The organism is Collinsella sp. SGI.033, assembly GCF_050315135.1.
Lineage (GTDB): Bacteria > Actinomycetota > Coriobacteriia > Coriobacteriales > Coriobacteriaceae > Collinsella.
In genome coordinates, this window is sequence record NZ_JBNPOK010000002.1 from 20,530 (window position 1) to 43,337 (window position 22,808).

19 protein-coding genes, 4 tRNA genes and 1 pseudogene are annotated in these 22,808 nt (G+C 58.6%); 17 read left to right on the forward strand and 7 right to left on the reverse strand.

Annotated elements, in window-relative coordinates:
- Positions 1–5 precede the first annotated feature (5 nt).
- Positions 6–1,970, forward strand: coding sequence for a lysine--tRNA ligase (lysS, locus tag ACQRC0_RS00970; RefSeq protein ID WP_427727020.1), 1,965 nt, complete (start codon positions 6–8; stop codon positions 1,968–1,970).
- Positions 1,971–2,293: 323 nt separating this feature from the next.
- On the opposite strand, the gene ACQRC0_RS00975 is transcribed toward lysS, so the two are convergent.
- Positions 2,294–2,575 carry a hypothetical protein gene (locus tag ACQRC0_RS00975; RefSeq protein ID WP_427727022.1) on the reverse strand — a complete coding sequence of 94 codons (282 nt, stop codon included), beginning with the start codon at positions 2,573–2,575 and terminating at the stop codon, positions 2,294–2,296.
- 491 nt (positions 2,576–3,066) lie between these two features.
- Here ACQRC0_RS00975 and ACQRC0_RS00980 point away from each other — a divergent pair, with 491 nt between their 5' ends.
- Both ACQRC0_RS00980 and ACQRC0_RS00985 read left to right on the forward strand, forming a co-directional pair.
- Entirely contained in the window at positions 3,067–5,709 is a 2,643-nt protein-coding gene (locus ACQRC0_RS00980; protein ID WP_427727024.1) for an ATP-dependent Clp protease ATP-binding subunit, read from the forward strand.
- Between the two features lie 324 nt (positions 5,710–6,033).
- Positions 6,034–7,491 (forward strand): aminoacyl-histidine dipeptidase, encoded by a 1,458-nt coding sequence (locus ACQRC0_RS00985; RefSeq protein ID WP_154514776.1) that lies wholly within the window; start codon positions 6,034–6,036, stop codon positions 7,489–7,491.
- Between the two features lie 80 nt (positions 7,492–7,571).
- On the opposite strand, the gene ACQRC0_RS00990 is transcribed toward ACQRC0_RS00985, so the two are convergent.
- Positions 7,572–8,156, reverse strand: coding sequence for a manganese efflux pump MntP family protein (locus ACQRC0_RS00990; protein ID WP_154514774.1), 585 nt, complete (start codon positions 8,154–8,156; stop codon positions 7,572–7,574).
- 248 nt (positions 8,157–8,404) lie between these two features.
- Between ACQRC0_RS00990 and disA the strand changes: the two genes are divergently transcribed.
- The 7 genes from disA to ACQRC0_RS01025 all read left to right on the forward strand — a co-directional run bounded on the left by disA (position 8,405) and on the right by ACQRC0_RS01025 (position 14,190).
- On the forward strand, positions 8,405–9,445 hold the full coding sequence (gene disA / locus ACQRC0_RS00995) for a DNA integrity scanning diadenylate cyclase DisA (protein WP_370450554.1): 1,041 nt from the start codon (positions 8,405–8,407) through the stop codon (positions 9,443–9,445).
- Positions 9,445–10,173: a 2-C-methyl-D-erythritol 4-phosphate cytidylyltransferase gene (ispD, locus tag ACQRC0_RS01000; RefSeq protein WP_427727027.1), complete on the forward strand. Its 729-nt coding sequence runs from the start codon at positions 9,445–9,447 to the stop codon at positions 10,171–10,173. The genes disA and ispD overlap by 1 nt, the downstream gene beginning before the upstream one ends.
- Positions 10,163–10,657 carry a 2-C-methyl-D-erythritol 2,4-cyclodiphosphate synthase gene (gene ispF, locus ACQRC0_RS01005; protein WP_006234975.1) on the forward strand — a complete coding sequence of 165 codons (495 nt, stop codon included), beginning with the start codon at positions 10,163–10,165 and terminating at the stop codon, positions 10,655–10,657. Before ispD ends, ispF begins: the two co-directional genes overlap by 11 nt.
- A 3-nt stretch (positions 10,658–10,660) precedes the next feature.
- Positions 10,661–12,127, forward strand: coding sequence for a cysteine--tRNA ligase (gene cysS, locus ACQRC0_RS01010; protein ID WP_427727029.1), 1,467 nt, complete (start codon positions 10,661–10,663; stop codon positions 12,125–12,127).
- Between the two features lie 167 nt (positions 12,128–12,294).
- On the forward strand, positions 12,295–13,209 hold the full coding sequence (gene rlmB, locus ACQRC0_RS01015; RefSeq protein WP_427727031.1) for a 23S rRNA (guanosine(2251)-2'-O)-methyltransferase RlmB: 915 nt from the start codon (positions 12,295–12,297) through the stop codon (positions 13,207–13,209).
- A 3-nt stretch (positions 13,210–13,212) separates the two neighbouring features.
- On the forward strand, positions 13,213–13,890 hold the full coding sequence (locus tag ACQRC0_RS01020; RefSeq protein ID WP_154514764.1) for an NYN domain-containing protein: 678 nt from the start codon (positions 13,213–13,215) through the stop codon (positions 13,888–13,890).
- Between the two features lie 225 nt (positions 13,891–14,115).
- A tRNA-Thr gene (locus ACQRC0_RS01025) sits at positions 14,116–14,190 on the forward strand.
- Positions 14,191–14,431: 241 nt separating this feature from the next.
- Here the strand turns inward: ACQRC0_RS01025 and ACQRC0_RS01030 are convergent.
- The 5 genes from ACQRC0_RS01030 to ACQRC0_RS01050 all read right to left on the reverse strand — a co-directional run bounded on the left by ACQRC0_RS01030 (position 14,432) and on the right by ACQRC0_RS01050 (position 17,683).
- Positions 14,432–15,172 (reverse strand): FxLYD domain-containing protein, encoded by a 741-nt coding sequence (locus ACQRC0_RS01030; protein ID WP_427727034.1) that lies wholly within the window; start codon positions 15,170–15,172, stop codon positions 14,432–14,434.
- A gap of 445 nt (positions 15,173–15,617) precedes the next feature.
- Positions 15,618–16,184 (reverse strand): hypothetical protein, encoded by a 567-nt coding sequence (locus tag ACQRC0_RS01035; protein WP_427727036.1) that lies wholly within the window; start codon positions 16,182–16,184, stop codon positions 15,618–15,620.
- A 152-nt stretch (positions 16,185–16,336) separates the two neighbouring features.
- Positions 16,337–16,609, reverse strand: a complete 273-nt coding sequence (locus ACQRC0_RS01040; RefSeq protein ID WP_427727039.1) for a hypothetical protein — start codon at positions 16,607–16,609, stop codon at positions 16,337–16,339.
- Between the two features lie 162 nt (positions 16,610–16,771).
- On the reverse strand, positions 16,772–17,398 hold the full coding sequence (locus ACQRC0_RS01045) for a hypothetical protein (protein ID WP_427727041.1): 627 nt from the start codon (positions 17,396–17,398) through the stop codon (positions 16,772–16,774).
- 30 nt (positions 17,399–17,428) lie between these two features.
- Positions 17,429–17,683: a hypothetical protein gene (locus ACQRC0_RS01050; protein ID WP_427727043.1), complete on the reverse strand. Its 255-nt coding sequence runs from the start codon at positions 17,681–17,683 to the stop codon at positions 17,429–17,431.
- 45 nt (positions 17,684–17,728) lie between these two features.
- On the opposite strand from ACQRC0_RS01050, the pseudogene ACQRC0_RS01055 reads away from it, so the two are divergent.
- The 7 genes and pseudogenes from ACQRC0_RS01055 to tuf all read left to right on the forward strand — a co-directional run.
- Positions 17,729–18,016 (forward strand): annotated as a pseudogene (locus ACQRC0_RS01055) (DNA methyltransferase); the annotation flags it as partial.
- A gap of 42 nt (positions 18,017–18,058) precedes the next feature.
- A complete protein-coding gene (locus ACQRC0_RS01060) occupies positions 18,059–18,643 on the forward strand; it encodes a hypothetical protein (RefSeq protein ID WP_427727192.1) in 585 nt (194 codons plus the stop codon).
- A gap of 1,336 nt (positions 18,644–19,979) precedes the next feature.
- Complete coding sequence (locus tag ACQRC0_RS01065; RefSeq protein WP_427727045.1) at positions 19,980–20,672, forward strand: hypothetical protein; 693 nt, start codon at positions 19,980–19,982, stop codon at positions 20,670–20,672.
- A 557-nt stretch (positions 20,673–21,229) separates the two neighbouring features.
- Positions 21,230–21,311 (forward strand) — tRNA-Tyr (locus ACQRC0_RS01070).
- A gap of 10 nt (positions 21,312–21,321) precedes the next feature.
- Positions 21,322–21,397, forward strand: a tRNA-Thr gene (locus ACQRC0_RS01075).
- 3 nt (positions 21,398–21,400) lie between these two features.
- Positions 21,401–21,477: transfer RNA gene (locus ACQRC0_RS01080), tRNA-Met, on the forward strand.
- A 96-nt stretch (positions 21,478–21,573) separates the two neighbouring features.
- On the forward strand, positions 21,574–22,764 hold the full coding sequence (gene tuf, locus ACQRC0_RS01085) for an elongation factor Tu (RefSeq protein WP_154514756.1): 1,191 nt from the start codon (positions 21,574–21,576) through the stop codon (positions 22,762–22,764).
- Positions 22,765–22,808: the final 44 nt, after the last annotated feature.

Genomic DNA, 22,808 nt, shown 5'->3' on the forward strand with positions numbered 1-22,808 from the left:
AACTTATGGCAGAGAACCAAAACGCCGCCGAGCAGGCATCGACGCTCAACGACGAGCGTGCCACGCGCCTGGCCAAGCGCGCCGCCCTGTTCGAGGCGGGCCAGAACCCCTATCCCGAGCACTCCGAGATCGAGGACTACGTTGCCGACATCGAGGCTAAGTATGCCGATCTTGCCGATGGCGAAGACACCGAGGACGTCGTGAAGATCGGCGGCCGCGTGGTCGCCAAGCGTGGTCAGGGCAAGATCATGTTCATCGTCGTGCGCGACGCAACCGCCGAGATTCAGCTGTTCTGCCGCATCAACGACATGGACGAGGCAGCCTGGAATACGCTCAAGGCCCTCGACCTTGGCGATATCCTGGGTGTGACCGGTGTGGTTGTGCGCACTCAGCGCGGCCAGCTCTCCGTCGCCCCTAAGAGCGCGACCCTGCTCTCCAAGGCCGTTCGCCCGCTGCCCGAGAAGTTCCACGGTCTCTCCGACAAGGAGACCCGCTATCGTCAGCGCTATGTCGACCTGATCGCCAACGACGATGTCCGCGAGACCTTCCGCAAGCGCTCGCAGATCCTCTCCACCTTCCGTCGCTTTATGGAGTCCGACGGCTACATGGAGGTCGAGACCCCCATCCTGCAGACCATTCAGGGTGGCGCTACGGCTAAGCCGTTCATCACGCACTTTAACGCTCTCGATCAGGAGTGCTACCTGCGCATTGCTACCGAGCTGCACCTCAAGCGCTGCATCGTCGGTGGCTTTGAGCGCGTCTTCGAGATCGGTCGTATCTTCCGTAACGAGGGCATGGACCTCACCCACAACCCCGAGTTCACCACGATGGAGGCCTACCGTGCCTTCTCCGATCTCGAGGGCATGAAGGCGCTCGCCCAGGGCGTCATCAAGGCTGCCAACAAGGCCATCGGCAACCCCGAGGTCATCGAGTACCAGGGCCAGACCATCGATCTTTCCGGTGAGTGGGCAAGCCGCCCCATGACTGATATTGTCTCTGACGTGCTCGGCAAGAAGGTCACCATCGACACGCCTGTCGAGGAGCTTGCTGCCGCCGCGCGCGAGAAGGGCCTGGAGATCAAGCCCGAGTGGACTGCCGGCAAGATCATCGCCGAGATTTACGATGAGCTGGGCGAGGACACCATCGTCAACCCGACCTTCGTGTGCGATTACCCCATCGAGGTCAGCCCGCTCGCCAAGCGTTTTGAGGACGACCCGCGTCTGACCCACCGCTTTGAGCTGGTCATCGCCGGCCACGAGTACGCCAACGCATTCTCCGAGCTCAACGACCCGGTTGACCAGGCTGAGCGCTTTGCCGCCCAGATGGCCGAGAAGGCCGGCGGCGACGATGAGGCCATGGAGTATGACGAGGACTACGTGCGCGCCCTCGAGTACGGTATGCCTCCCGCGGGCGGCATTGGCATCGGTATCGACCGCGTGGTCATGCTGCTCACCAACCAGGCTTCTATCCGCGATGTCCTGCTGTTCCCGCACATGAAGCCCGAGAAGGGCTTCCAGTCCGGTGCCGCTGCCGCCAAGGCTGCAGAGGCCGGCAACGCCGCGAGCCCGTTCGTTAAGTCGCTCAAGCCCACGCTCGATTACTCCAAGATCGCCGTTGAGCCGCTGTTTGAGGAGTTCGTCGATTTCGATACCTTCTCCAAGAGCGATTTCCGCGCTGTGAAGGTCAAGGCATGCGAGGCCGTCAAGAAGTCCAAGAAGCTGCTGAACTTTACGCTCGACGACGGTACCGGTGCCGACCGCACCGTCCTCTCCGGCATCCACGAATACTATGAGCCCGAGGACCTGGTCGGCAAGACCCTGCTTGCCATCACCAACCTGCCACCGCGCAAGATGATGGGCATCCCCAGCTGCGGCATGCTCATCAGTGCCATCCACGAGGAGGAGGGCGAGGAGCGCCTCAACCTGATCCAGCTCGACGCCTCCATTCCCGCCGGCGCAAAGATGTACTAATTGGTTCCGCCGTTCTACCGAACGGCGGACCAGCCGACGCTGCGCGGGCCGCACCTGTACAATGTGACGTTCAACTTCAAGGGCGCGACCGAAAGGTCAGCGCCCTTTCGTTTCACGTCACCTTGTCTCAAATGCAGCCCGCTCGCTGACTTATGCTCAACCTGCGGCGCCATTTTGCTTGAAGGCACCCTGCTCGCTCTGGCGGGCTTTCGCTGCCGTTGGCAACACATCGGCGTTGCCTTGGCTGTCAAGCTAGACGTCGCTCGCTGTCCGTCCTCTACCTGCGGCGTTGCTCTGGTTGGCACTTCGTATTCCACTGCAACTTATGGGGTCGGGGGATTATCGGTGCCCTGCATCTTCATAAACTCAACGCTTACGAAGCGCGCGCCGTTCGTGTTAGGGTAGTTCCACCACATAAGTAGTCGCAGACGCACGTACCACGGGCGGGCGAGATGAAGTCCCAGTAGCTCCATCTCGCCCGCCCGTTTTTGTTGTGCACCGCGGCGTAACACAGAAAGGATTTTGCCCTTTATGCCTATCAATAAACGAGAGAGCTTGCTGTTTACTTTTATCATGTGCTTTTGCATGGTGCTCTGGATGAGCATCTACAACGTTGCCCTGCAGCATGGGGCCATCAACGGCGAGGTCATTGCCGCCGCGTGGCTCGGCTTCCCCGTTGCCTACATTTTTGCCATGTGCTGCGACTGGTTTGTTGCCAGCCCCCTTGCCAAGGGTTTCGCTTTTAAATTCCTGGTCACGCCGGGGTTGCTCGCTTTATCTTTCGCCATGCCTTCCCCATGGGAACCGTCTTTGAAGAGCAGCATATGGAGCTCGTACGTATGCCGGGCGCTCCCGTTGCCGATGTCGTCGATGACGTTGCCGAGAGTATGGACGCCGAGCCCGCCTGCTAGGCAAGAGCCTCTAACCTAGAGCGCCCGCCGCACCCGGCGATTCCTTTTTTGTAGACGTTGTCGTATGGCTGCACGCGGAAAAGGCCACAGCGGTTAACATATACTCCATATGGGTAAAGAGACCAAAGCGCCGCCACGAGTGGCGCTTTGCGTTTGAAAAACTAGCTCGTCTAAGAGGAACTAGCATGTTGGACCGTTTTACCGATCGCGCGCGCAAGGTCATGTCCATGGCCAAGCAGGAGGCGCTCGATCTTCACTCAAATAAGGTGGGTACCGAGCATCTGCTGCTCGCGCTCGCCAAGGAGGACGAGGGCATTGCCGCCGAGGCACTGCGCTCACTCGATATCTCCTACGATGACATCATGGACACGCTCAGGGAGGTCCAGACCACCGTTCCCGAGCCCAGCGAGGAGACCGAGGCCGCTAAGCTCGCCTTTACGCCGCTCGTCATCAGCGTGATGGAGCGTTCCTTCCGCGTGGCGCGCGAGAACAACCAGACCTATGTGTCGACCGAGCACCTGCTCATCGGTATCGTCGAAGAGGGCAACGGCATGGCCATGGACATTCTCATGCGCCTGGGTGTTTCGTCCGCTTCCATTAAAAAAGCCATCGAGAAGCTTACCGCCAAGGATCAAGACAAGAAGCGCCCGCTCGCCGGTGCCGGTGCCGGGCGTCCCGGTACAGGCCTGCCGTTCTTTAGCGGCTCGGACGCCTCGCAGCAAAAGGGGAGCGGCACCGACACGCTCAAGCAGTTCGCCACCAACCTTACGCAGAAGGCGCGCGACGGCGAGCTCGACCCGGTGATCGGTCGCGAAAAGGAAGTCCAGCGCATGATGGAGATCCTTTCGCGCCGCACCAAGAACAACCCGCTTATCTTGGGTGACCCCGGCGTGGGCAAGACGGCCATCGTCGAGGGCCTAGCGCAGCAGATCGCTGCCGGCAACGTGCCCGAGAACCTTATGAACCAGAACATCTGGACGCTCGACCTGCCGGGTCTTGTCGCGGGCGCCAAATATCGCGGTGAGTTTGAGGAGCGTCTCAAGAACGTAATCCAGGAGGCAACCGAAGCCGACGACGTCATCCTGTTTATCGACGAGATGCACACCATCATCGGTGCCGGTTCTGCCGAGGGATCCATCGATGCAAGCTCCATGCTCAAGCCCGTGCTCGCGCGCGGCGCTTTCCAGATCATCGGTGCCACCACGGCCGAGGAGTTCCGCAAGTACCTCACCAAGGACCCGGCCTTCGAGCGCCGCTTCCAGACCATCGATGTTGAGGAGCCAAGCGTCGAGGACACGGTCAAGATCCTGACCGCGCTCAAGCCACGCTACGAGGAGCACCACCACGTGCGCTATACGCAGGGTGCCATCGAGGCTGCCGCGAACCTCTCCAACCGCTACATCCAGGATCGCTTCCTGCCCGATAAGGCCATCGACCTCATCGACGAGGCCGGCGCCCGCGCCCGCATTGCCGCCAACCGTGCGCCTGAGCCGGTGCGCGAGGCCGAGCATCGCGTGGAGGAGCTCAAGGCTGCCGCGCAGGAGGCCACCGAGGGCGACGACATGAACAAGGCCGCCGAGATTACCGAGCAGCAGAAGGCTGCCGAGATTGAGCTCGCCGAGGCCAAGGCAGCTTGGACGGCCGAGCTCGACGCCAGCCCGCTCACCATCGATGTCGCCCAGGTTGCCGACATCGTGTCCGTGACCTCGGGCGTGCCGGTGTCTTCGCTCACCGAGAGCGAAAGCCGTCGTCTGTTGCAGACCGAAAGCGTGCTCAAGACCCGCATTATCGGCCAGGATGAAGCTGTCGAGGCCGTGGCCAAGGCAGTGCGCCGCAGCCGCTCGCCGCTCAAGGACCCGCGTCGTCCCGGCGGCAGCTTCATCTTCTTGGGTCCTACCGGCACAGGCAAGACCGAGCTCGCCAAGACGCTCGCCGAGTACCTCTTTGGCAGCAAGGACGCGCTTATCAGCTTCGACATGTCGGAGTTTGGCAGCGAGTTCGAGGTCTCCAAGCTTATCGGTAGCCCCCCGGGCTACGTGGGCCACGACGAGGGCGGTCAGCTCACCAAGGCCGTTCGCCGTCACCCGTACTCGGTCGTGCTGTTCGACGAGATCGAGAAGGCGCACCCCGATATCTTCAACATCTTGCTGCAGGTGCTTGAGGAGGGTCGCCTGACCGACAGCCAGGGCAAGACGGTCGATTTCCGCAACACCGTGATCATCATGACGTCCAACGTGGGCGCCCGCGAGATTGCGCAGGATGCGAGCGTTGGCTTTGGCACCACCGGTGAGCAGGGTCTTACCTCGAGCGAGATTAAGGGCCGTGCGATGGGCGAACTCAAGCGCCTGTTCCGCCCCGAGCTGCTCAACCGTATCGATGACATCGTGGTGTTTCAGAAGCTTTCGGGCGAGAACCTGACCAAGATCGCTCACCTGCTGGTGGACGACCTGCGCCAGCGCCTGATTGCCAACGGCATGAACATCAAACTCACCGATGCGGCCTACGACAAGATCGTAGCCGAGGGTACCGACCTCACCAACGGCGCACGTCCGCTGCGCCGCGCCATCCAAAAGCTCATCGAGGATCCGCTGTCCGAGGAGCTGCTGGCCGGCGAGTGGGGCAGCGGCGATACCGTCCTGTGCGACGTGGCCGACGGCAAGTTCGTCTTTAGCCACGGTACGGGCGAGATCCCAGCGCCGCGTCCGGCAGGTGCGCTTGGGGGCGATACCGCTCCGGAAGCGCCGCACACCGGAAACGCCGCGCCTGTGAGCAGTGGCGTAAGCTCGGGCCCCGGCGGCATGATGCAAGCCGGTTCCGGCGCGCTGTAGGGCGTAACAAAACCTTGTGTCCACGAGGGCGTTCCAAAGGAGCGCCCTTTTTTCTGTTGGAAAGGCCCCTCGTTCAAAGTAAATCTCATTAAACATACCAACGGTGTATGCATAAGCGTTGATCGAGCATTGAGGTTGGTTAAAGGGTCCAACGTCCCTTCGGCGCGGTCCGTCTACCTGCTTTATCTTAATAAAGTGGCGTTTCTCCGCCGTTAGCCGATGATGCGAGAGCGCTCGGCGTTTTCGACTGGTTTATGCAAACGAAGTCTGGGAATATACAAGGCGCATGTCTTATTGTCTAACCAGTTGCGCCAAGGAGGCACCATGGACTACAAGATCACCGGCTATGAGCCCGCCCAGCTGTTCCATTTCTTTGAGGAGGTCAGCGCGATCCCCCGTGGGTCTGGCAACGAGAAGGGCATCAGCGATTTCCTGGTTGCGTTTGCCAAGGAGCGCGGCCTCGATGTGTACCAGGACGAGGTCTACAACGTCATTATTCGCAAGCCCGCATCTGCCGGTGCCGAGAATGCCCCGACCGTAATGCTTCAGGGCCACATCGATATGGTGTGCGACAAATTGGGCTCCGTTGAGCACGACTTTACGACCGATGGTATCGACCTGCTCGTCAAGGACGGCGTTCTCACCGCTAACGGCACCACGCTGGGCGCCGACAACGGTATCGCCGTCGCTCTGATGCTCACTGTTCTCGATGACGATTCGATCGTTCACCCCGCCCTCGAGTGCGTATTCACCACCGACGAGGAAACTGGCCTGGTCGGCGCCGAGACGCTCGACAAATCCCAGATTAGCGCCCGCACCATGATCAACCTTGACTCCGAGGAAGAGGGCGTTGCCACCGTCAGCTGCGCCGGCGGCGTCGTCGTTACCTACACTTGCCCGATCGCGCGCGAGCACAAGACCGGTAGCACCCTCACGTTCGACATCTCCGGCCTGCTGGGCGGTCACTCCGGCAGCGATATCCACCTGGAGCGCGGCAACGGCAACCTCATCATGGCCCGCATCATCGACCGCCTGATGGTTGCCGGCGAGCCCGCCATCGTTAGCTTTAACGGCGGCACCAAGGACAACGCCATCAACCGTGAGTGCAAGGCTGTTCTGGTCTACGCCGACCACGCTGCCGCCGAGGCCGCGGCCCAGATCGCAAAGGGCATTATCGCCGACGTCACTGCCGAGCTCGAGGTCTTCGACCCCGGCTTTACCTGCACTGTCGAGATTGCCGACGACGCCGAGGTCGAGGCCATGGACGAGAAGTCCGCGCTTGCCCTCATCCGCGCCCTGCGTCTTGCCCCCAACGGCGTGATCCGTCGCAACGTTGCTACCGACGGTTCCGTCGAGGTTTCCTCCAACATCGGTGTGGTTGCCACTTCTGACGACGAGGTCAAGATCATGCTGTCCCCGCGTTCCTCGATCACCTCGCTGCAGAACGAGTTCAAGGACCGCCTGCAGACGCTGGCCGATGTCCTGGGCTTCGACGCCAAGTTTGAGTTCGAGTATCCCGGCTGGAGCTATGCCGAGCATTCGCCGGTCCGCGACGTCTTTGTCGAGAGCTATCGCGAGCTCTTTGGCTCCGAGCTGCGCATCGAGTCCATTCACGCCGGCCTTGAGTGCGGCCTGTTTGCCGAGGCCCTGCACGGCCTGGACGCCATCGCCGTGGGCCCGACGCTCTCCGATGTCCACACCCCGGACGAGAGCATGGAGCTCGCTTCTGCCGAGCGCTTCTACGAGCTGCTCATCGACGTCCTCAAGCGCCTTGCCGCGTAAAGGTTGCCTTGGTTAAGCCGCTCTAAAACGGCTGGCTATGAAAACGGCCGCCTGGCGTAATGCCGGGCGGCCGTTATTCGTCACAGTGCGAGGATCCCAAGGTGCTCAAGCAGGATCTTAAGCCCGATGAGGACGAGTACGACGCCACCCACAATGGTGGCGGGTTTTTCGTAGCGCGCGCCAAAGGTGTGGCCGATCGCTACGCCGGCGACGGAAAAGATAAACGTTGTGACGCCGATAAGTGATACAGAGGGCACGATATCGACCGAGAGCGCGGCAAACGAGATGCCCACGGCGAGCGCGTCAATCGAGGTGGCGATGGCAAGGATTAGGTACTCGCCCAGGTCGATCTTTTCGGCATCCTTGCCGTCGCCTTCGTCCTCATCCTCGTCTTCGGTAAAGGCTTCCCACAGCATCTTGCCGCCGATAAAGGCCAAAAGGATAAAGGCGATCCAATGGTCTATGGGACCGATGATGCCCATGAACTGGCTGCCGAGTGCCCAACCGATTACGGGCATGCCGGCCTGAAAGCCGCCAAAGAACAGGCCGAGCACAACGGCGACTTTAAGGTTGATCTTTTTCATGCCGAGACCCTTGCAGATGGAAACGGCAAAGGCGTCCATCGAAAGGCCAACGGCGAGCAACACGAGCTCTGCGAGTCCCATAGTCTGGCTCCCTCTCTCCGGGCGAACCCGATTACACGACCACTCCCTCATTTATATGAGACCCGATGCTACCACATGAGCAGCCAAAAGAGCCCCGTCCCAAATGAGCTACCTAAGCGGTGTTCGCTCATTCTGTAAGCATCGGAATTTGCGGGCGTCACAGGGGCAAACCGTGAGAAACTTATTGACGTTTATGGAGCGTATACGATGGGAGCGATGCCTTGGATAAGAACGAGCTGCAAAAGCGTATGGAACAGGCCATCCGCCTGACGGCACCTGGTCAGCCGATCCGCACCGCCCTTGACATGATCATCGCCGGTCACCTGGGCGCGCTTATCTGCGTCGGCGACACCGAAAACGTGCTCGCTGCCGGTAACGACGGCTTCCCGCTCAACATTTCGTTTACCTCGAACCGCCTGTTCGAGCTTTCCAAGATGGACGGCGCCATCGTCATCGACGGCGACCTTACCCAGATCCTGCGCGCCAATTTCCACCTCAATCCCGACCCCTCGCTCGCCACGAGCGAGACGGGCATGCGTCACCGTACTGCCGCTCGCATGTCGGTGCTCACCGACGCCATCGTGATCTCGGTCTCGGCCCGTCGTGCCGTCGTCAACGTGTATGTGCACGGCAAGAGCTATGAGATTCAGCCCGTCACCACCATCATGAGCTCGGTCAACCAGCTCGTCGCTACGCTTCAGACCACCCGTCAGTCGCTCGACCGCTCCCTGCTGCGTCTGACGGCCCTCGAGCTGGACGACTACGTCACGCTCGCCGACATCACCGGCATTTTCTCGAGTTTCGAGATCATGCAGCAGGCAAAGACCGAGCTTAAGGATTGCATTGTCAAGCTGGGCAACCAGGGCAAGCTCGTGCAGATGCAGCTCGAGCAGCTCGCCGGCTCCAGCATGGATACCGAGTACGACTTGATGATTCGCGACTACGCAAGCGATTCCTCCGAGGCAAACGCCGAGAAGATCCGTGCCGAGCTTAGCCGTATGACGCCCAAGGACTTGTCCGACCCGCAGCATGTGGCGGCGGTTCTGGGTTACGACGACCTGGACGAGGACTCCGTCATGACGCCGCTGGGCCTGCGCACGCTTTCGCGCGTGTCCGTCGTGCGCGACGGCGTGGCCGAGAAGATCGTCGACGAGTATGGCTCGCTGCAGGAGCTCATGGACGACATCAGCAAGGATCCGGAGCGCCTGGGCGACTTTGGCGTTAACAACCCTGCCATTCTTGCGGACTCCCTGTACCGCATGAAGGGCACCAAACAGGGGAACGCATAATGGCGCCCGTATGCGCCGTGGTCGTTGCCGGTGGCAGCGGCCAGCGCTTTGGTAATCCCGGTGGCAAGCAGCTCGTCAATGTAGCGGGCCGTCCGCTTATGAGCTGGTCCATCCGCGCGTTTGACCGTAGCGATAAGGTCGGCCATATCGTCGTGGTTTGCCCTGCCGAGCGTCGTGCCGAGATGCGCCGCCTGGCCATCAGCCCGTTTTCGTATAACACGCCCATCAGCTTCGCCGATGCCGGCGATACCCGCCAGGACTCCACTCGTGCCGGCGTGCATGCGGTGCCGGCAGGCTTTGAATACGTCGCCATTCACGACGGCGCTCGTCCGCTCATTACTACCGAGGCCATCGATCACGCTATCGACGTGCTCGTGAGTGACCGCTCGCTCGACGGTGTCGTGTGTGGCCAGCCCGCGATCGACACGCTCAAGATCGTCGATGGGGACAACATCGTCGAGACGCCGCCACGCGAACTCTATTGGGCCGCGCAGACGCCGCAGATCTTTAGTGTCGACGCCATGAAACGCGCCCATGCCGCGGCGATTGCCGAGGGCTTTATCGGTACGGACGATTCGTCACTGGTCGAGCGCATGGGTGGGCGCGTCCGCTGCGTCCAGAGCCCGCGCGACAACCTTAAGGTGACGGTGCCCGAGGACTTGCGTCCCGTAACCGCGATTTTGCTCGGGCGGATGGCCGAGAGAGAGGACCTTCCCCATGTTCAGTAACCTGCGCATTGGCCACGGCTACGACGTCCACCGTTTGGTGGAGGGGCGTCGATGTATCATCGGCGGGGTCGACATTCCCTACGAGCGCGGCCTGCTGGGCCACTCGGATGCCGATGTGCTCGCGCACGCGCTGGCCGACGCTATTCTGGGCGCCTGCCGCGGGGGAGACATTGGCAAGCTGTTCCCCGACACCGACCCCGCCTACGAGGGTGCCGACTCGATGGTGTTGCTTGCCCGCGTAATGGACTATGCGCGCGAGCTGGGCTTTGAGTTTGTCGATGCCGACTGCACCATTGCCTGTCAGCAGCCTAAGATCACCCCGCACCGCGATGCCATGCGTGCCAACTTGGCCCATGCCCTGGGCGTTGACGTCGAAAACGTGGGCGTCGCCGCCACCACGACCGAAAAGCTCGGTTGGGAAGGTCAAGGCGAGGGAATTGGCGCCTGGGCCGTCTGCCTGCTACAGAAAACCGTTAAGGAGTAACGAATGCGTATCTACAACAGCGCTACCCATAAAAAGGAAGAGTTCCAGCCCATCGAGCCCGGCAAGGTCCGTATGTACGTGTGCGGACCCACGGTTTACGACAACATCCACATCGGCAACGCCCGCACGTTCATCAGCTTCGATGTGATTCGACGCTGGCTCATCGCGAGCGGCTACGAGGTCACGTTCGCCCAGAACCTCACCGATGTCGACGACAAGATCATCAAGCGCGCCAACGAGCAGGGCCGTACGGCCGCCGAGGTCGCGACGGAGTTCTCGGATAAGTTTATTGGCGTCATGCGCGCTGCCAACGTGCTCGATCCCGATGTGCGCCCCCGCGCCACCAAGGAGATCGGCCCCATGATTGCCATGATCAAGGCGCTCATCGAGCAGGGCCACGCTTACGCCGCCGATAACGGCGACGTGTACTTTGCCGTGCGCAGCGATCCCAACTACGGTCAGGTCTCGGGCCGCAACATCGACGACCTTATGGTGGGTGCGCGCATCGAGGAGAACGAGGACAAGAACGACCCGCTCGACTTTGCGCTGTGGAAGGCCGCCAAGCCCGGCGAGCCCAGCTGGCCGAGCCCCTGGGGCGAGGGCCGTCCCGGTTGGCACACCGAGTGCGCCGCCATGGTGCACCGCTACCTGGGTACCCCGATCGACATTCACGGCGGTGGCTCCGACCTTGCCTTCCCGCATCACGAGAACGAGTGCGCCCAGGCTGCCTGCGCCTGGCACCAGGGCTTCTCCAACACCTGGATGCACACGGGCATGCTGCTGGTCGACGGCGAGAAGATGTCCAAGTCGCTTGGTAACTTCTTTACGCTGGCCGAGGTGCTCGAGCAGCACTCCGCTGCCGCCCTGCGCCTGCTGATGCTGCAGACGAGCTATCGCTCGCCGCTCGACTTTTCCTGGGAGCGCCTGGAGGGTGCCGAGAATTCGCTCACGCGTATCGCCGGTACGGTCGAGAACCTGCGCTGGGCCGCGAACCATGCGACGGCCGATGCCGATGAGGCAGCATCTGAGGCGTTTGCCGCCAAGGCTGCCGAGACCCGTGCCACCTTTAAGGAGTGCATGGACGACGACTTTAACACCGCCGGTGCCATGGGCGCCGTCTTTGGTTTTGTCACCGAGTGCAATCAGTATCTGGTGCAGGCGGGCGACGCTGCCGACAAGGCCGCGGCTCTTGCTGCCGCCGATACGCTGGTCGAGCTGCTCGATACGTTTGGCGTTGAGCTTCCCGAGCCCAAGGTCGAGCTGCCGCTGGGCCTTTTGGGCGTTGCAGCCGGCTTGGTCGCCTACACTGGTGACGACGTGGACGAGGCCGCTGCCAAGATTCTCGAGGCTCGCGCCGAGGCCCGTGCCGCCAAGAACTGGGACTTGGCAGACGCCATCCGCGATCAACTCAAGGACCTGGGCCTGACGATTGAAGATACCGCCGCCGGCACCCGTATCAAATCCCTCTAACCCCCGCGGGTTTCCCAAGCACCCGACCGCCCGAGCCACGGCACCTTGCCTTTCAATCGTCGGGCATGACCTCAAGGTCTATGCCCTCTTCTTTCAAGGCAATCTGCCGCACCTCGGGCGGTCGGTCTATTTGTTTCGTTTGATAGTTGTATTTAGGAGGCCGTCCTATGGCCGACAATCGCAAGCGTGCGCCTCGTGGCGGCAAGCAGGCCGCTTCTGGCTCGCGTCCGATTCGCCGAAATGACCGCGCTGCCGCTTCCAAGGGCCAGCGCGATCGCACCCAAGCTGCGCGTCCGCAGCGCGATCGCAACCGCGACGCTGTCCAGGCTTCCAAGGGCGAGTTTATCGAAGGCCGTCGTGCTGCCGTCGAGGCGCTGCGCACCGGTTTTCCCATCAAGTGCGCGCTCATTGCCGAGGGCGGGGAGCGCGATGCCGCCCTGTCTCGTCTGGTCGATGACCTCAACGCCGCGGGTGTCCGCATTAAGTATGTGCCGCGCGCGCAGCTCGATGCGCTGTCGAGCCACGGCGCTCACCAGGGCATTGCACTCGAGGTGGGCAACTTCCCTTATGCCGATGTCGCCGATATCCTCGACCGTGCAGGCGAGGGTCCGGCACTTGTCGTGGTGCTCGACCACGTGACCGACGACGGTAACTTTGGCGCCATCGTGCGCTCCGCCGAGGTTGTAGGCGCCGCGGGCGTCATCATCGCCAACAAGCGCGCTGCCGGCGTGACCGTTGGTAGCTACAAGACCTCCGCCGGCGCCGTCATGCATCTGCCTATCGCGCAGGTCCCCAACATTGCCCGTGCGCTCGACGATCTTAAGGCCGCTGGCTTTTGGGTGGGCGGCGCCTCCGAGCACGCCGAGGGCAGTTGCTGGGATGCTCCCTTCGAGGGCCGCGTGGCGCTTGTCATGGGCTCCGAGGGCGACGGCATCTCGCGCCTGGTGCTCGAGAAATGCGACTTTTTGACCAAGCTTCCTCAGCGTGGCATGACCGAGAGCCTCAACGTTGCCCAGGCAACGACGGCACTGTGCTTTGAGTGGCTACGTCGCAACGCCGGCGAGCTCATGGGGGAGGAGTAGCGCATGTCCAAGAAGAACCGCGCCAAGTCTAAGGCCAAGCGCTTTGGCGAAGGCTCGGCCAAGCCGATTGTCTCGGCCGCGACCTATGGCGTGGGCGGCAATGCGTTTGCGCAGGCTATCGCCGACCCGGTCTCGACGGTTCACTCCAATAAGCCCGAGCTGCTGGTGGTCGACGGCTACAACGTGATCCACTGCACGCCGCGCTACGAAAAGCTCGTGTACGACCATTCCGACGATCCGTATTCCAGCGACGTTCACGATATGGCGCGCACCGCGCTTATCAACGACGTCGCCGCCTTTGCCCAGGGCCGCTACGAGGCCGTAATCGTGTTTGACGGTGCTGGCAATATCTCTAGCGAGCGCCCCAACCTGCCGGCTCGCGGCGTGCGCATCGAGTTTTCGCCGACGGGCGTATCGGCCGATACCGTGGTACAAAAGCTCTGCATCGAGGCGCGCGAGGAAGGCCGCGCGTGCTCCGTGGTGTCGAGCGACGGCACAATTCAAGCCGTCGTCATGGGCAAGGGCGTTACGCGCATCTCGAGCCGCATGCTGGTGGACGAGATCAAACAGATCGATAACGACGTCCGCGAGGCAGAGGAAGCTCCGCAGATCAAGATGACTCTGGGCAGTCGCCTGAGCCCCGAGGCATTGGCCAAGCTCAAGGCCCTTCGCGGGAGGTAGGTAAACCTTCTATGGGGAGCTGCTTTCTCGATTGATCAACCAACTGGTTTGAAATCAATGGGTTGCGGCTTGGCATCGCCAAAACGAATAGTTTTTGGTTCTGGCGAACAGATAAAACTATTCGTTCTGACGAATAGTTTTGAGATGTGGTCGGTCAAAGGGCCTGTTGCGCCTTGTCCGCAATTCCTTTATTCTTAATTGGCTTCGCGCGAAAGCGCCAAGTGTGCCAGTGTGGCGCAACGGTAGCGCAACTGATTTGTAATCAGTGGGTTGCGGGTTCGATTCCTGTCACTGGCTCCATGAGAGTTTCGGGCTCTGTTCCCCTGTGGGACAGGGTCCGTTTCTATTTATGGCGATTAGCGTCGGGCTGGGAGCCTGCCAGCTTTCCAGTTGTCTTAATCTGTAACAAGCGGAAGCAAAATATCGGTCTTGAAAAAAGTTCCGCCCAAATGCGAACGGCCCTCAAATTCTTATAAATGAGAAATGGAGGGCGTGCGCATTTGGGCGGTACAGGGTGACCTTAATTAAGTTGGCTGAAATTCTATTCAGCCTCGTAATAAGTAGGCTCAACCTTTACGGTCTGCGCGCTGACGGTGCCGTAGGCTTCGAAGCGAACCTTCTCGCCCGGTGCCCAGCTGTTGACGTCGGTGTAAGCCTCGCCCTGCCTTACGCCATCGGCGTCATACAGTCCAAGGGTGATGGTGACGTTCGAGTAGGTGTACTGCGTAGTATTTTCAACGACGGCTGAATACGTGTAGCTGCCATAGCCGTCATCAGCGCAATCCCACGGGACATTGTTGAAGTTATTGGCTAGGCCCTCGTCCTGCTCGTTTTTCTTAGTGGCAGCGGTGCCGTTGGCAACGATGTCGTCAAAATCATCCTTGTACTTATCCGAAACAGTCAGATCGTATTTTTCGACAAGAACCTTCAGCGCAGAGGAGCGCTTGTCATAGGCGTCCGACCATTCCGTGTAGAACGAATCGCTCGAGGGGGAGTTGTTCTCTACCACATCCAATTGACCCTGGAGGGAGTTGATGTAGGAGAGGACGTCCTCCTGCATTTGGGAGTCCTTGAACTTTGCGTCTTTGAGCTCCTTGTCGATATCGAGCTCTGTGTTGATGAACTTCTTGTATGCTTTGCTGGTTCCGGTGTCTTCGCCATTTTGCTCCATCTCGCTTATGGCGTCCTGGCGAGCTTCATAGCCCTTGGCGATCGTCTCCATGGCGGTGTCATCAACATACTGAGGCTCCTCGCTCTTGTTGTTCGAGGAACATGCAGCCAAGCCGATCATGACGACCAGGCATGCAAATAGTACGGTAAGGCGTTATTTCATATCGCATCCTTTCCCTTATTCCGACACGTCATAGGCTACCACCCCTTGTCATTAAAACACTGTTATAAGGGAGCTTTTCGGTAAATGGGAGCGAATCGTTTTCAATTTGTTGAGCAACAAAAAGTATTTTGTGACCGTCCGCGATGATGATCCTAAGTAAGCCGAAAGTGCCTCCCCGCCTTTGGTCTTGAATCTAGCTGGGGCTTCGAAGTCGCCGGTTTTAACGTACTGGAACTTTGGCATAGCCGCTCCTGTCTACCGTGTTTGCATCTATTTTACTGAGGCAGACGAACTCGAGGCTGCGACAAAGGTGCGAGTTGGGGGGCGGGAGCGATAAAAGAAAGACCGCCTGAGGCTGCATTGCCTGGGCGGTCTTCTGATCTTGAGTCGTTCTCTACTGGAGGTTCATTGCTTCGGAGATAACTTCCTCGCGCGATGCGACTGTTTTAATGTCGCTTGTATCGAACTTGAAATCATACGAGACGTTACTGACTTTCGCTTTTTCGCACTTCTCGATGTCAGATTTGGCTACCGAGGAGAAGCTCATTACCATGTGGTATTTATCACCGGACCCCGCAACAAGAGTATCCATGCCGCTCCAACAGCCATAGCCGGTCCCTGCGAACAGCTCATCGTACTGCCCCTTGTTCAGGTAGTAGTCGTCGGTATAGGAGTTCTTGTCGTCAAACTGTATTTCAGGCCCACACGTCCCGGCCGCGCCGCCCTTTGCCGCGTTTTCGTAATAAACGCCATTCAGGTTCTCGTCTTCGTCGGCGTCAACGGTCGAGAGCACCCATAACTCAACCGTCGAGTTTTCCGCATTCTCTACGGCGTACGCGCCCTTAAACGTCACGTGGTTCTTAGCGTTGTAATCTTCGTTCGAGACGTTGCCACAGCCTGCCATGGAAAGCGAAACGGCGCCCATCAATGCGAGAAAGCCCCTTCTGGGCAGTTGATTCATCGTCGGCCTTTCTTATTGCACACTAAACAGCTCCTTTACTGTAATACGGACGTTCATTCGATTTGTTGAGCAACAAATACGAGCGGTGCATTATTTGGGGTCAAACGGAGTGGCTTTTGTGCGAGTTGAGGGGGCGGGTGCGGGGGTGATGCCTAGGTGTTTCCGTGATTTGACTTGTCTTCGAACGGTCTGCTCGCCCGCATAATATCGAACCACTCTTGCGACAGTTGCGGGACAATCCGCGCCCGTCCTTTCTCTTCTACGACAAAGGGTATGCCCCCGATGGCAGGAGGCTCCTGCCCGTCGGCTAGCGTCGGACCGAGCAGATATGCGGTTCCGCCTTTGAAGGGGCAGGCGTTGGTGACCTTGACGTTCCATGCTCGATATTTGTATTTGACCCAGGCGATGGCAATCTGTGCCCTCACGTTCCGCGACCCCCTCAGATTGCTGCATTCATTACCTATTTCCATTCGATCTTAGGACTCATGCCGCTGGGCGACGCAAGGCCTGAAGCCGATTCGATCTTAACGTCTCTTTGTGACCTCCTTCGACCATAAACGGTAGTTAAACGCTGGTCGGAGGAGGTTTTAGAGGTTCGAAAAGAAGTTCTCAAAAGCTCCTGCAAAAAGCTCGAGTGCGGCTGCAATGATTTCCGTCATAAGATTGAAAACCTTGAGTGCTAGATCTGGGCGATTAACGAACAAAATTATTGCAAGCATTAAGGCGGCGAACGCGAGCAGAGGGAGCAGGCATCCCGTAAAGCAGTCTTCATTTTCTGACTTCTTACGACGGTTTCCCGGTTTCTCTTTACGGCTCTCTGGCTTCCTCTGGCGGCTTTCCTCGGCGCGTTGTTTTTCAAGCTTTGACTCGGCAATATTGCAAGTAAGTTCTGCAACATTTGAAAGAAGCTTTGTTGCTTCTGTAGCGACTCCGAGAACTGCCAATAGCGGGCTGTCGGTATCTGCGAGGACATAAGGCTCTTCATCAGTCATGTTGGGCATGCCGCATTCGCTACAGGTATGGAGTGGTTGCCAGTCCTCGTAATCATTTTGACCATTTAGGACGGCGTCGCAGCATTCGCAGCGCTTGATGTCCGTTGTGGGGTCGTAGATGAACTCTCCGCATGCGTCGCATACATAGCTATCGTTGTCCGCAGTGAACAGGGGCTGCTCCTTTAGGTCAGCATTGCAGTGGGGACAGTGATATGAGCTCACGGAGACTCCTCCTCTTATGGGGTAAAGGCGTTATTCAATATAGCCGTTATGAGGGGTAGTGTCCGCAGTGGCTAGGTGAGTGGCTAGGCGGTGGGCGTAGTGGGCGCCGTGGTCGGTGGCGGCGTGTTCGATGATGTGGGTCGCGCGGGTGTTGGGGTTGTAGGCGACGATGCCCGCGTGGTGGCGATCGCCTTCGGGGTGGTAGGCGTAGAGCAGATCCTCGGCAGATTCATTCAATAGCTCAAACGTAAGGCCAACCCAATAACAGGTTGCACTGTCGTTCATCCGACAAACGCTTGGAAATATGAACAGGTCACCTATGAAAAACATGTGGCCGAAAACCGACTCTACTGGGGAAAGGATGGAGGTAACACCTATTCAAGATTAAAGAAATTCCTAGCGGAGATGGACGGCGCTGTTCCCGCGAATCTCTGGTCATATAAGGAAGTGGGGTCGACGGATGTAGCAAGCAAGGAAGTGAGTAGCATCCTAGACGGTAAGTACTTTGACTTTCCCAAACCCACGGCTCTAATAGATAAGATTCTTGATATTGTTGCTGATAGTAACTCATTTATTGCCGATTTCTTTTCCGGATCTGGCGCAACCGCTCGTTCCGTCATCCATCAAAACATGCTCGACTCGGGATTAAGAAAGTTTATCTTGGTCCAACTCCCCGAGGTTTGCGACAGCAATTCGACAGCGTACAGAGACGGATACGGTACGATTTGTGAAATCGGCGAGGAGTGCATCCGTCGAGCAGGCGAGAAGATCAGGGCCGAGGTCGATAAGACAAACGAGCAGCTCGAACTCGGCGCCGAGTCCAAGCCCGTGCCCGACATCGGCTTCCGCGTGCTGCGTGTAGACGAGTCCTGTCTCAAGGACGAGTACGCCACGCCCGAACAGTACGAGCAGACCGCGCTCGACCTCTTCGCCGACAACGCCGCTGAGGACGCCCCGCCGCTCGACCTTCTCTTCCAGGTCCTGCCCACGTTCCGCATCGAGTACTCCGCGAAGGTCGTCGAGCGCGAAACCGGCGGCAAGGTGTGCTTCGATGACAATGGCGGCCAGCTTATCGCATGTTTTGACGAGGATGTCGATACCGTAGCGCTGGAGGCCATCGCCAAGGAGCGCCCACGCCACATGCCGTCTTCCGCGACGCATACTTCTCCAACGCCGCCGCCGTGGCAAACCTCGAGGAGCTCTTCAAAACCTTCAGCCCCATTACGAGGCCGAGCGGCGACGTGACATTTCGAGTCTCTTCGGCATGTTCGAGCCACAGGTCGAAAGCATTCTCGGTAGAGAGCGATATGAGGAAGACGATGGAGAGTGGGCTGACGCGTCTTCCCAGATTGTCCGCTCGATGACTCCGGCTCGCGAAAAATCTGGCGGGCAGAATCCGAGATGTGGTTGAATACGCGTTTTGGCTATCGTCTAAGCAAGAAGGATTTCGAGGCCATCTTCGAGATTCGCGGGCTGGAGCCAAATGAATGGACCGGTCGGTTCGTTGAAGATCTGCTGCCGATCAAATCAAAATGACGTCGCTGGTGAATCCCGTCTTCCAATTATTGGGAGACTTGCATTGCGGTTTGGGGCGTCGCTATAAAGTCCGAATCGAACCACACGTACATGGATTGAAACGTATGGTTCGATTCCAGTGCACAGCTATTTTCGATTACCCGCCGTTAGCTTAAAAGCGACGAGGTACAAGATGCCGCCGATAACGTACATGCAGGCATCAAGCGGATCTGGGGTACTAAACTCGAGCACCATGGGCGCAAGTACTTCCCAGCAGATTGAGCATCCCACCGATAATGCCAAGCTACTTGCAAAGTTGCATATCGGCGTTTTCCCACTCACCGTTTCGCAGAGGACGTTTACGTAGGCGGGAAAAATGATTCCTCCGCACAGATCTCCGAGCTGATAATGGGCGAAGTCGTAGGGGAGGAAAAAGTCGAAGCTCGCAATGTATCTGTTAACGAGATACACGATGCCGGCAAGCAGCGGCAAAAGATTTGCGCTGGAAATAAGCGCAGATCTGAATCGTTTAGCCACAGACCGCAAACATAGTCAGGCCAAGGCAAATGCCCAAAGCAATGATGATGATCTGGCTGCAGCCGTTACCCGAAGGGACCATGACACTCTCTTTCTCGATGCTATCGATGCATTAGTGAATAAAGTATGCCACAGGAGGCAGCGTATTTGTTGAGCAACAACCTGTGGCCGATACCGTGTTATAGGGCCTTGCGTCGGCTGAGGCATCAGCCGAATGACCTGGCACCTGTCGTGATGGCGCTCGACAATGGCGTGAGCACCGTCTACGCCCGTGACGGGCTATCGGTAGAACACATCATCTGGCTTCGAATAATGGGGGGAGTGCGAGTCATTGGCGTTTCTCGAAACGCTCGTTGCGCTCGCCGATTAATAGGCAACCCGTTGGGACTCATTACGCAGCCCGATTTAAACTGCTGACTTGGGTACCGCATGCATTTCGCATAGCCGCGGGAGGCTGCGGCAACCGCCTGACGCTATTTATGAGTCATGAGCTGTTTTGGTTATGCGAGATATCGAAAGGAATTCTAGGATGTCTGTAGATCTGAAAACAGTAAAAGATGCGATGAGCCTTGCGGCGAAGGTCCTGGTTGCGGCCGCGGACGTCATTGATGGCGCAAAGCAGCTCGGCGTCGATGTCGAAGCTGTCGGCGGCGCTGTAAAGGATGCTGCGGATGGTGCCGCTAACGGTGCACGTGTCGTTGCCGATGGTATTGGCAAGGGGCTCGGTGTCGCGGCCGACGGCTTTGGCGCGGCAGTTGGCGCGCTGGGCGGCGCCGCGAAAGCGTTGCAGGACTCAAGAGAGGCCGCCGAGGCTCGCAAGAAGATCAACGCCGCAAGGCAGTCGATTTTCGAAAGTGCGTCCACGGCGATGCCCCTGCACAAGTTTGTCTGCCAGCAGAAAAAGGCTGCCGATGCCGCGTTTAACGGCTTTGATATGCCTGGCTGCTACCTTATCGCAAAGTATCAAAAAGGCGATCACGATAAGAACTACAGTGACTATCTGGGAATTTATGTGGGCTCAAGCGAGCACATGTCGGAGGATATCGTTTCCACGCCCACGCGCTTGGGCGATCCGGATGTCTATGCCGATTACAAGTACCATCAAAACGTGATGCTATTTGTGTTTCCCTGCGAGCTAAAGGACCTCGATGAACGTCGCGAGCTCCTGCTGCGCTCGTTTGAAGGCAGCAGGCTCTACAACGGATCTGAGGTACTGGCTTAAGGGCTCGGTTGGAGTTGGTCGACAATCTAGATCTGTAACACGAGGACGAGCGTTCAGCTCCCAGCTGTTACAGATTTAGACAATCTGGGGGCGAGCTGAGAAGTGTCTCAATCTGTAACAACTAGGGAAGGAAAACCGTTCTTGTTGTTACAGATTTAGATAAATGGGAAACCGCCAGGGAAACATCTCGATCTGTAACAAATAGGGGAGAAAATGTTCTCTAGATGTTACAGATCGAGACAAAGGCCGGACCGGTCCCAGTCATCCTGGTTGAGCGAGGATATTCGGACGCACGAGGATCGTTATCGAAAGTCGATACCGCAAAGGTACTCCACCACACCAAAGTGTTCCCTCGGGAAATGTCGCCAGCGCAGCCAAATTCGCCGTTCTTCATATCTAAATTCAGCAAAACCGCAGGTCAAAGGTATATAGATACGCCCGGCACCGTGTATTTAGAGGTTTTCGTTGACAGCCCCCAAGGTTGCATCGTATTATCTTTTTCGTTCGCGGGGGCGGAGGCCCAAAAGACCAAAGAACCTGCGGATACTTGAACGATTGGGAGTTTGCCCGAGTGGTTAATGGGGACGGGCTGTAAACCCGTTGGCTCTGCCTACATAGGTTCGAATCCTATAGCTCCCACCCGTCAAGTGCCTGTATAGCTCAGTCGGTAGAGCACTTCGTTGGTAACGAAGAGGTCACCAGTTCAAGTCTGGTTGCAGGCTCCATCCGGCGGTGTAGCTCAGTTGGTTAGAGCACACGGTTCATACCCGTGGCGTCACTGGTTCGAATCCAGTCACCGCTACCATAGGTAACACGGTGGCTTCTCAATAGTATGTTGAGAGGCCACTATGGTATAAAGGCATAGTCCCGTCCGGGGACGACCTGTTTAGAGGAGGGCTTTATGGCCAAAGAGAAGTTTGAGCGCACTAAGCCGCATGTTAACATCGGCACCATCGGTCACGTCGACCACGGCAAGACCACGCTGACCGCTGCCATCACCAAGGTTCTCTCCGAGACCGAGGGCTGCAAGGCTGACTTCACTGCGTTCGAGAACATCGACAAGGCTCCCGAGGAGCGCGAGCGCGGCATTACGATCTCCGTCTCCCACGTCGAGTACGAGACTGCTGCCCGTCACTACGCTCACGTTGACTGCCCGGGCCATGCTGACTACGTCAAGAACATGATCTCCGGTGCTGCTCAGATGGACGGCGCTATCCTGGTCATCGCCGCTACCGACGGCCCCATGGCTCAGACCCGCGAGCACATCCTGCTCGCCCGTCAGGTCGGCGTTCCCTACATCGTCGTCTTCCTGAACAAGTGCGACATGGTCGACGATGACGAGCTCATCGACCTCGTCGAGATGGAGACCCGTGAGCTCCTTTCCGAGTACGAATTCCCCGGCGACGACATCCCCGTCATCCGTGGTTCCGCTCTGGGCGCTCTCGAGGGCGACGCCAAGTGGATGGACGCCATTCGCGAGCTCATGTCTGCCGTCGACGAGTACATCCCGACGCCTGCTCGTGACAACGACCTCCCGTTCCTGATGGCCGTTGAGGACGTTATGACCATCTCCGGCCGTGGTACCGTTGCTACCGGCCGTGTCGAGCGCGGTGAGCTCAAGCTCAACGAGCCCGTCGAGATCGTCGGCATCAAGGATACCCAGAACACCGTCGTTACCGGTATCGAGATGTTCCGTAAGTCCATGGACTTCTGCGAGGCTGGCGACAACGTCGGTCTGCTGCTCCGCGGCATCAAGCGCGAGGACATCGAGCGCGGCCAGGTTCTCTGCAAGCCCGGTTCGGTTACCCCGCACACCAAGTTCACCGGTGAGATCTACGTTCTGACCAAGGAGGAGGGCGGCCGTCACACCCCGTTCTTCGATGGTTATCGTCCTCAGTTCTACTTCCGTACCACCGACGTTACCGGTACGGTCAAGCTCCCCGAGGGCACCGAGATGGCTATGCCTGGTGACCACATCACCATCGAAGGCGACCTCATTCACCCGATCGCTATGGAGGAGGGCCTGCGCTTCGCTATCCGCGAGGGTGGCCACACCGTCGGTTCGGGCATCGTCTCCACGATCATTGAGTAAATTAGCTCTCTGATACAGCTGACTTAGAGAACCCGGCACTTATA

Bases quoted from the DNA above. Each gene is read 5' to 3' on its own strand.
- ACQRC0_RS00990 (WP_154514774.1), bottom strand. From the start codon at position 8,156: ATGGGACTCGCAGAGCTCGTGTTGCTCGCCGTTGGCCTTTCGATGGAC.
- cysS (WP_427727029.1), top strand. From the start codon at position 10,661: ATGCGTATCTACAACAGCGCTACCCATAAAAAGGAAGAGTTCCAGCCC.
- ACQRC0_RS01020 (WP_154514764.1), top strand. From the start codon at position 13,213: ATGTCCAAGAAGAACCGCGCCAAGTCTAAGGCCAAGCGCTTTGGCGAA.
- disA (WP_370450554.1), top strand. From the start codon at position 8,405: ATGGAACAGGCCATCCGCCTGACGGCACCTGGTCAGCCGATCCGCACC.
- ACQRC0_RS00980 (WP_427727024.1), top strand. From the start codon at position 3,067: ATGTTGGACCGTTTTACCGATCGCGCGCGCAAGGTCATGTCCATGGCC.
- ispF (WP_006234975.1), top strand. From the start codon at position 10,163: ATGTTCAGTAACCTGCGCATTGGCCACGGCTACGACGTCCACCGTTTG.
- ACQRC0_RS01035 (WP_427727036.1), bottom strand. From the start codon at position 16,184: ATGAATCAACTGCCCAGAAGGGGCTTTCTCGCATTGATGGGCGCCGTT.
- ACQRC0_RS01065 (WP_427727045.1), top strand. From the start codon at position 19,980: ATGTCTGTAGATCTGAAAACAGTAAAAGATGCGATGAGCCTTGCGGCG.
- ACQRC0_RS00975 (WP_427727022.1), bottom strand. From the start codon at position 2,575: ATGCTCATCCAGAGCACCATGCAAAAGCACATGATAAAAGTAAACAGC.
- rlmB (WP_427727031.1), top strand. From the start codon at position 12,295: ATGGCCGACAATCGCAAGCGTGCGCCTCGTGGCGGCAAGCAGGCCGCT.
- lysS (WP_427727020.1), top strand. From the start codon at position 6: ATGGCAGAGAACCAAAACGCCGCCGAGCAGGCATCGACGCTCAACGAC.
- tuf (WP_154514756.1), top strand. From the start codon at position 21,574: ATGGCCAAAGAGAAGTTTGAGCGCACTAAGCCGCATGTTAACATCGGC.
- ispD (WP_427727027.1), top strand. From the start codon at position 9,445: ATGGCGCCCGTATGCGCCGTGGTCGTTGCCGGTGGCAGCGGCCAGCGC.
- ACQRC0_RS00985 (WP_154514776.1), top strand. From the start codon at position 6,034: ATGGACTACAAGATCACCGGCTATGAGCCCGCCCAGCTGTTCCATTTC.
- ACQRC0_RS01050 (WP_427727043.1), bottom strand. From the start codon at position 17,683: ATGAACGACAGTGCAACCTGTTATTGGGTTGGCCTTACGTTTGAGCTA.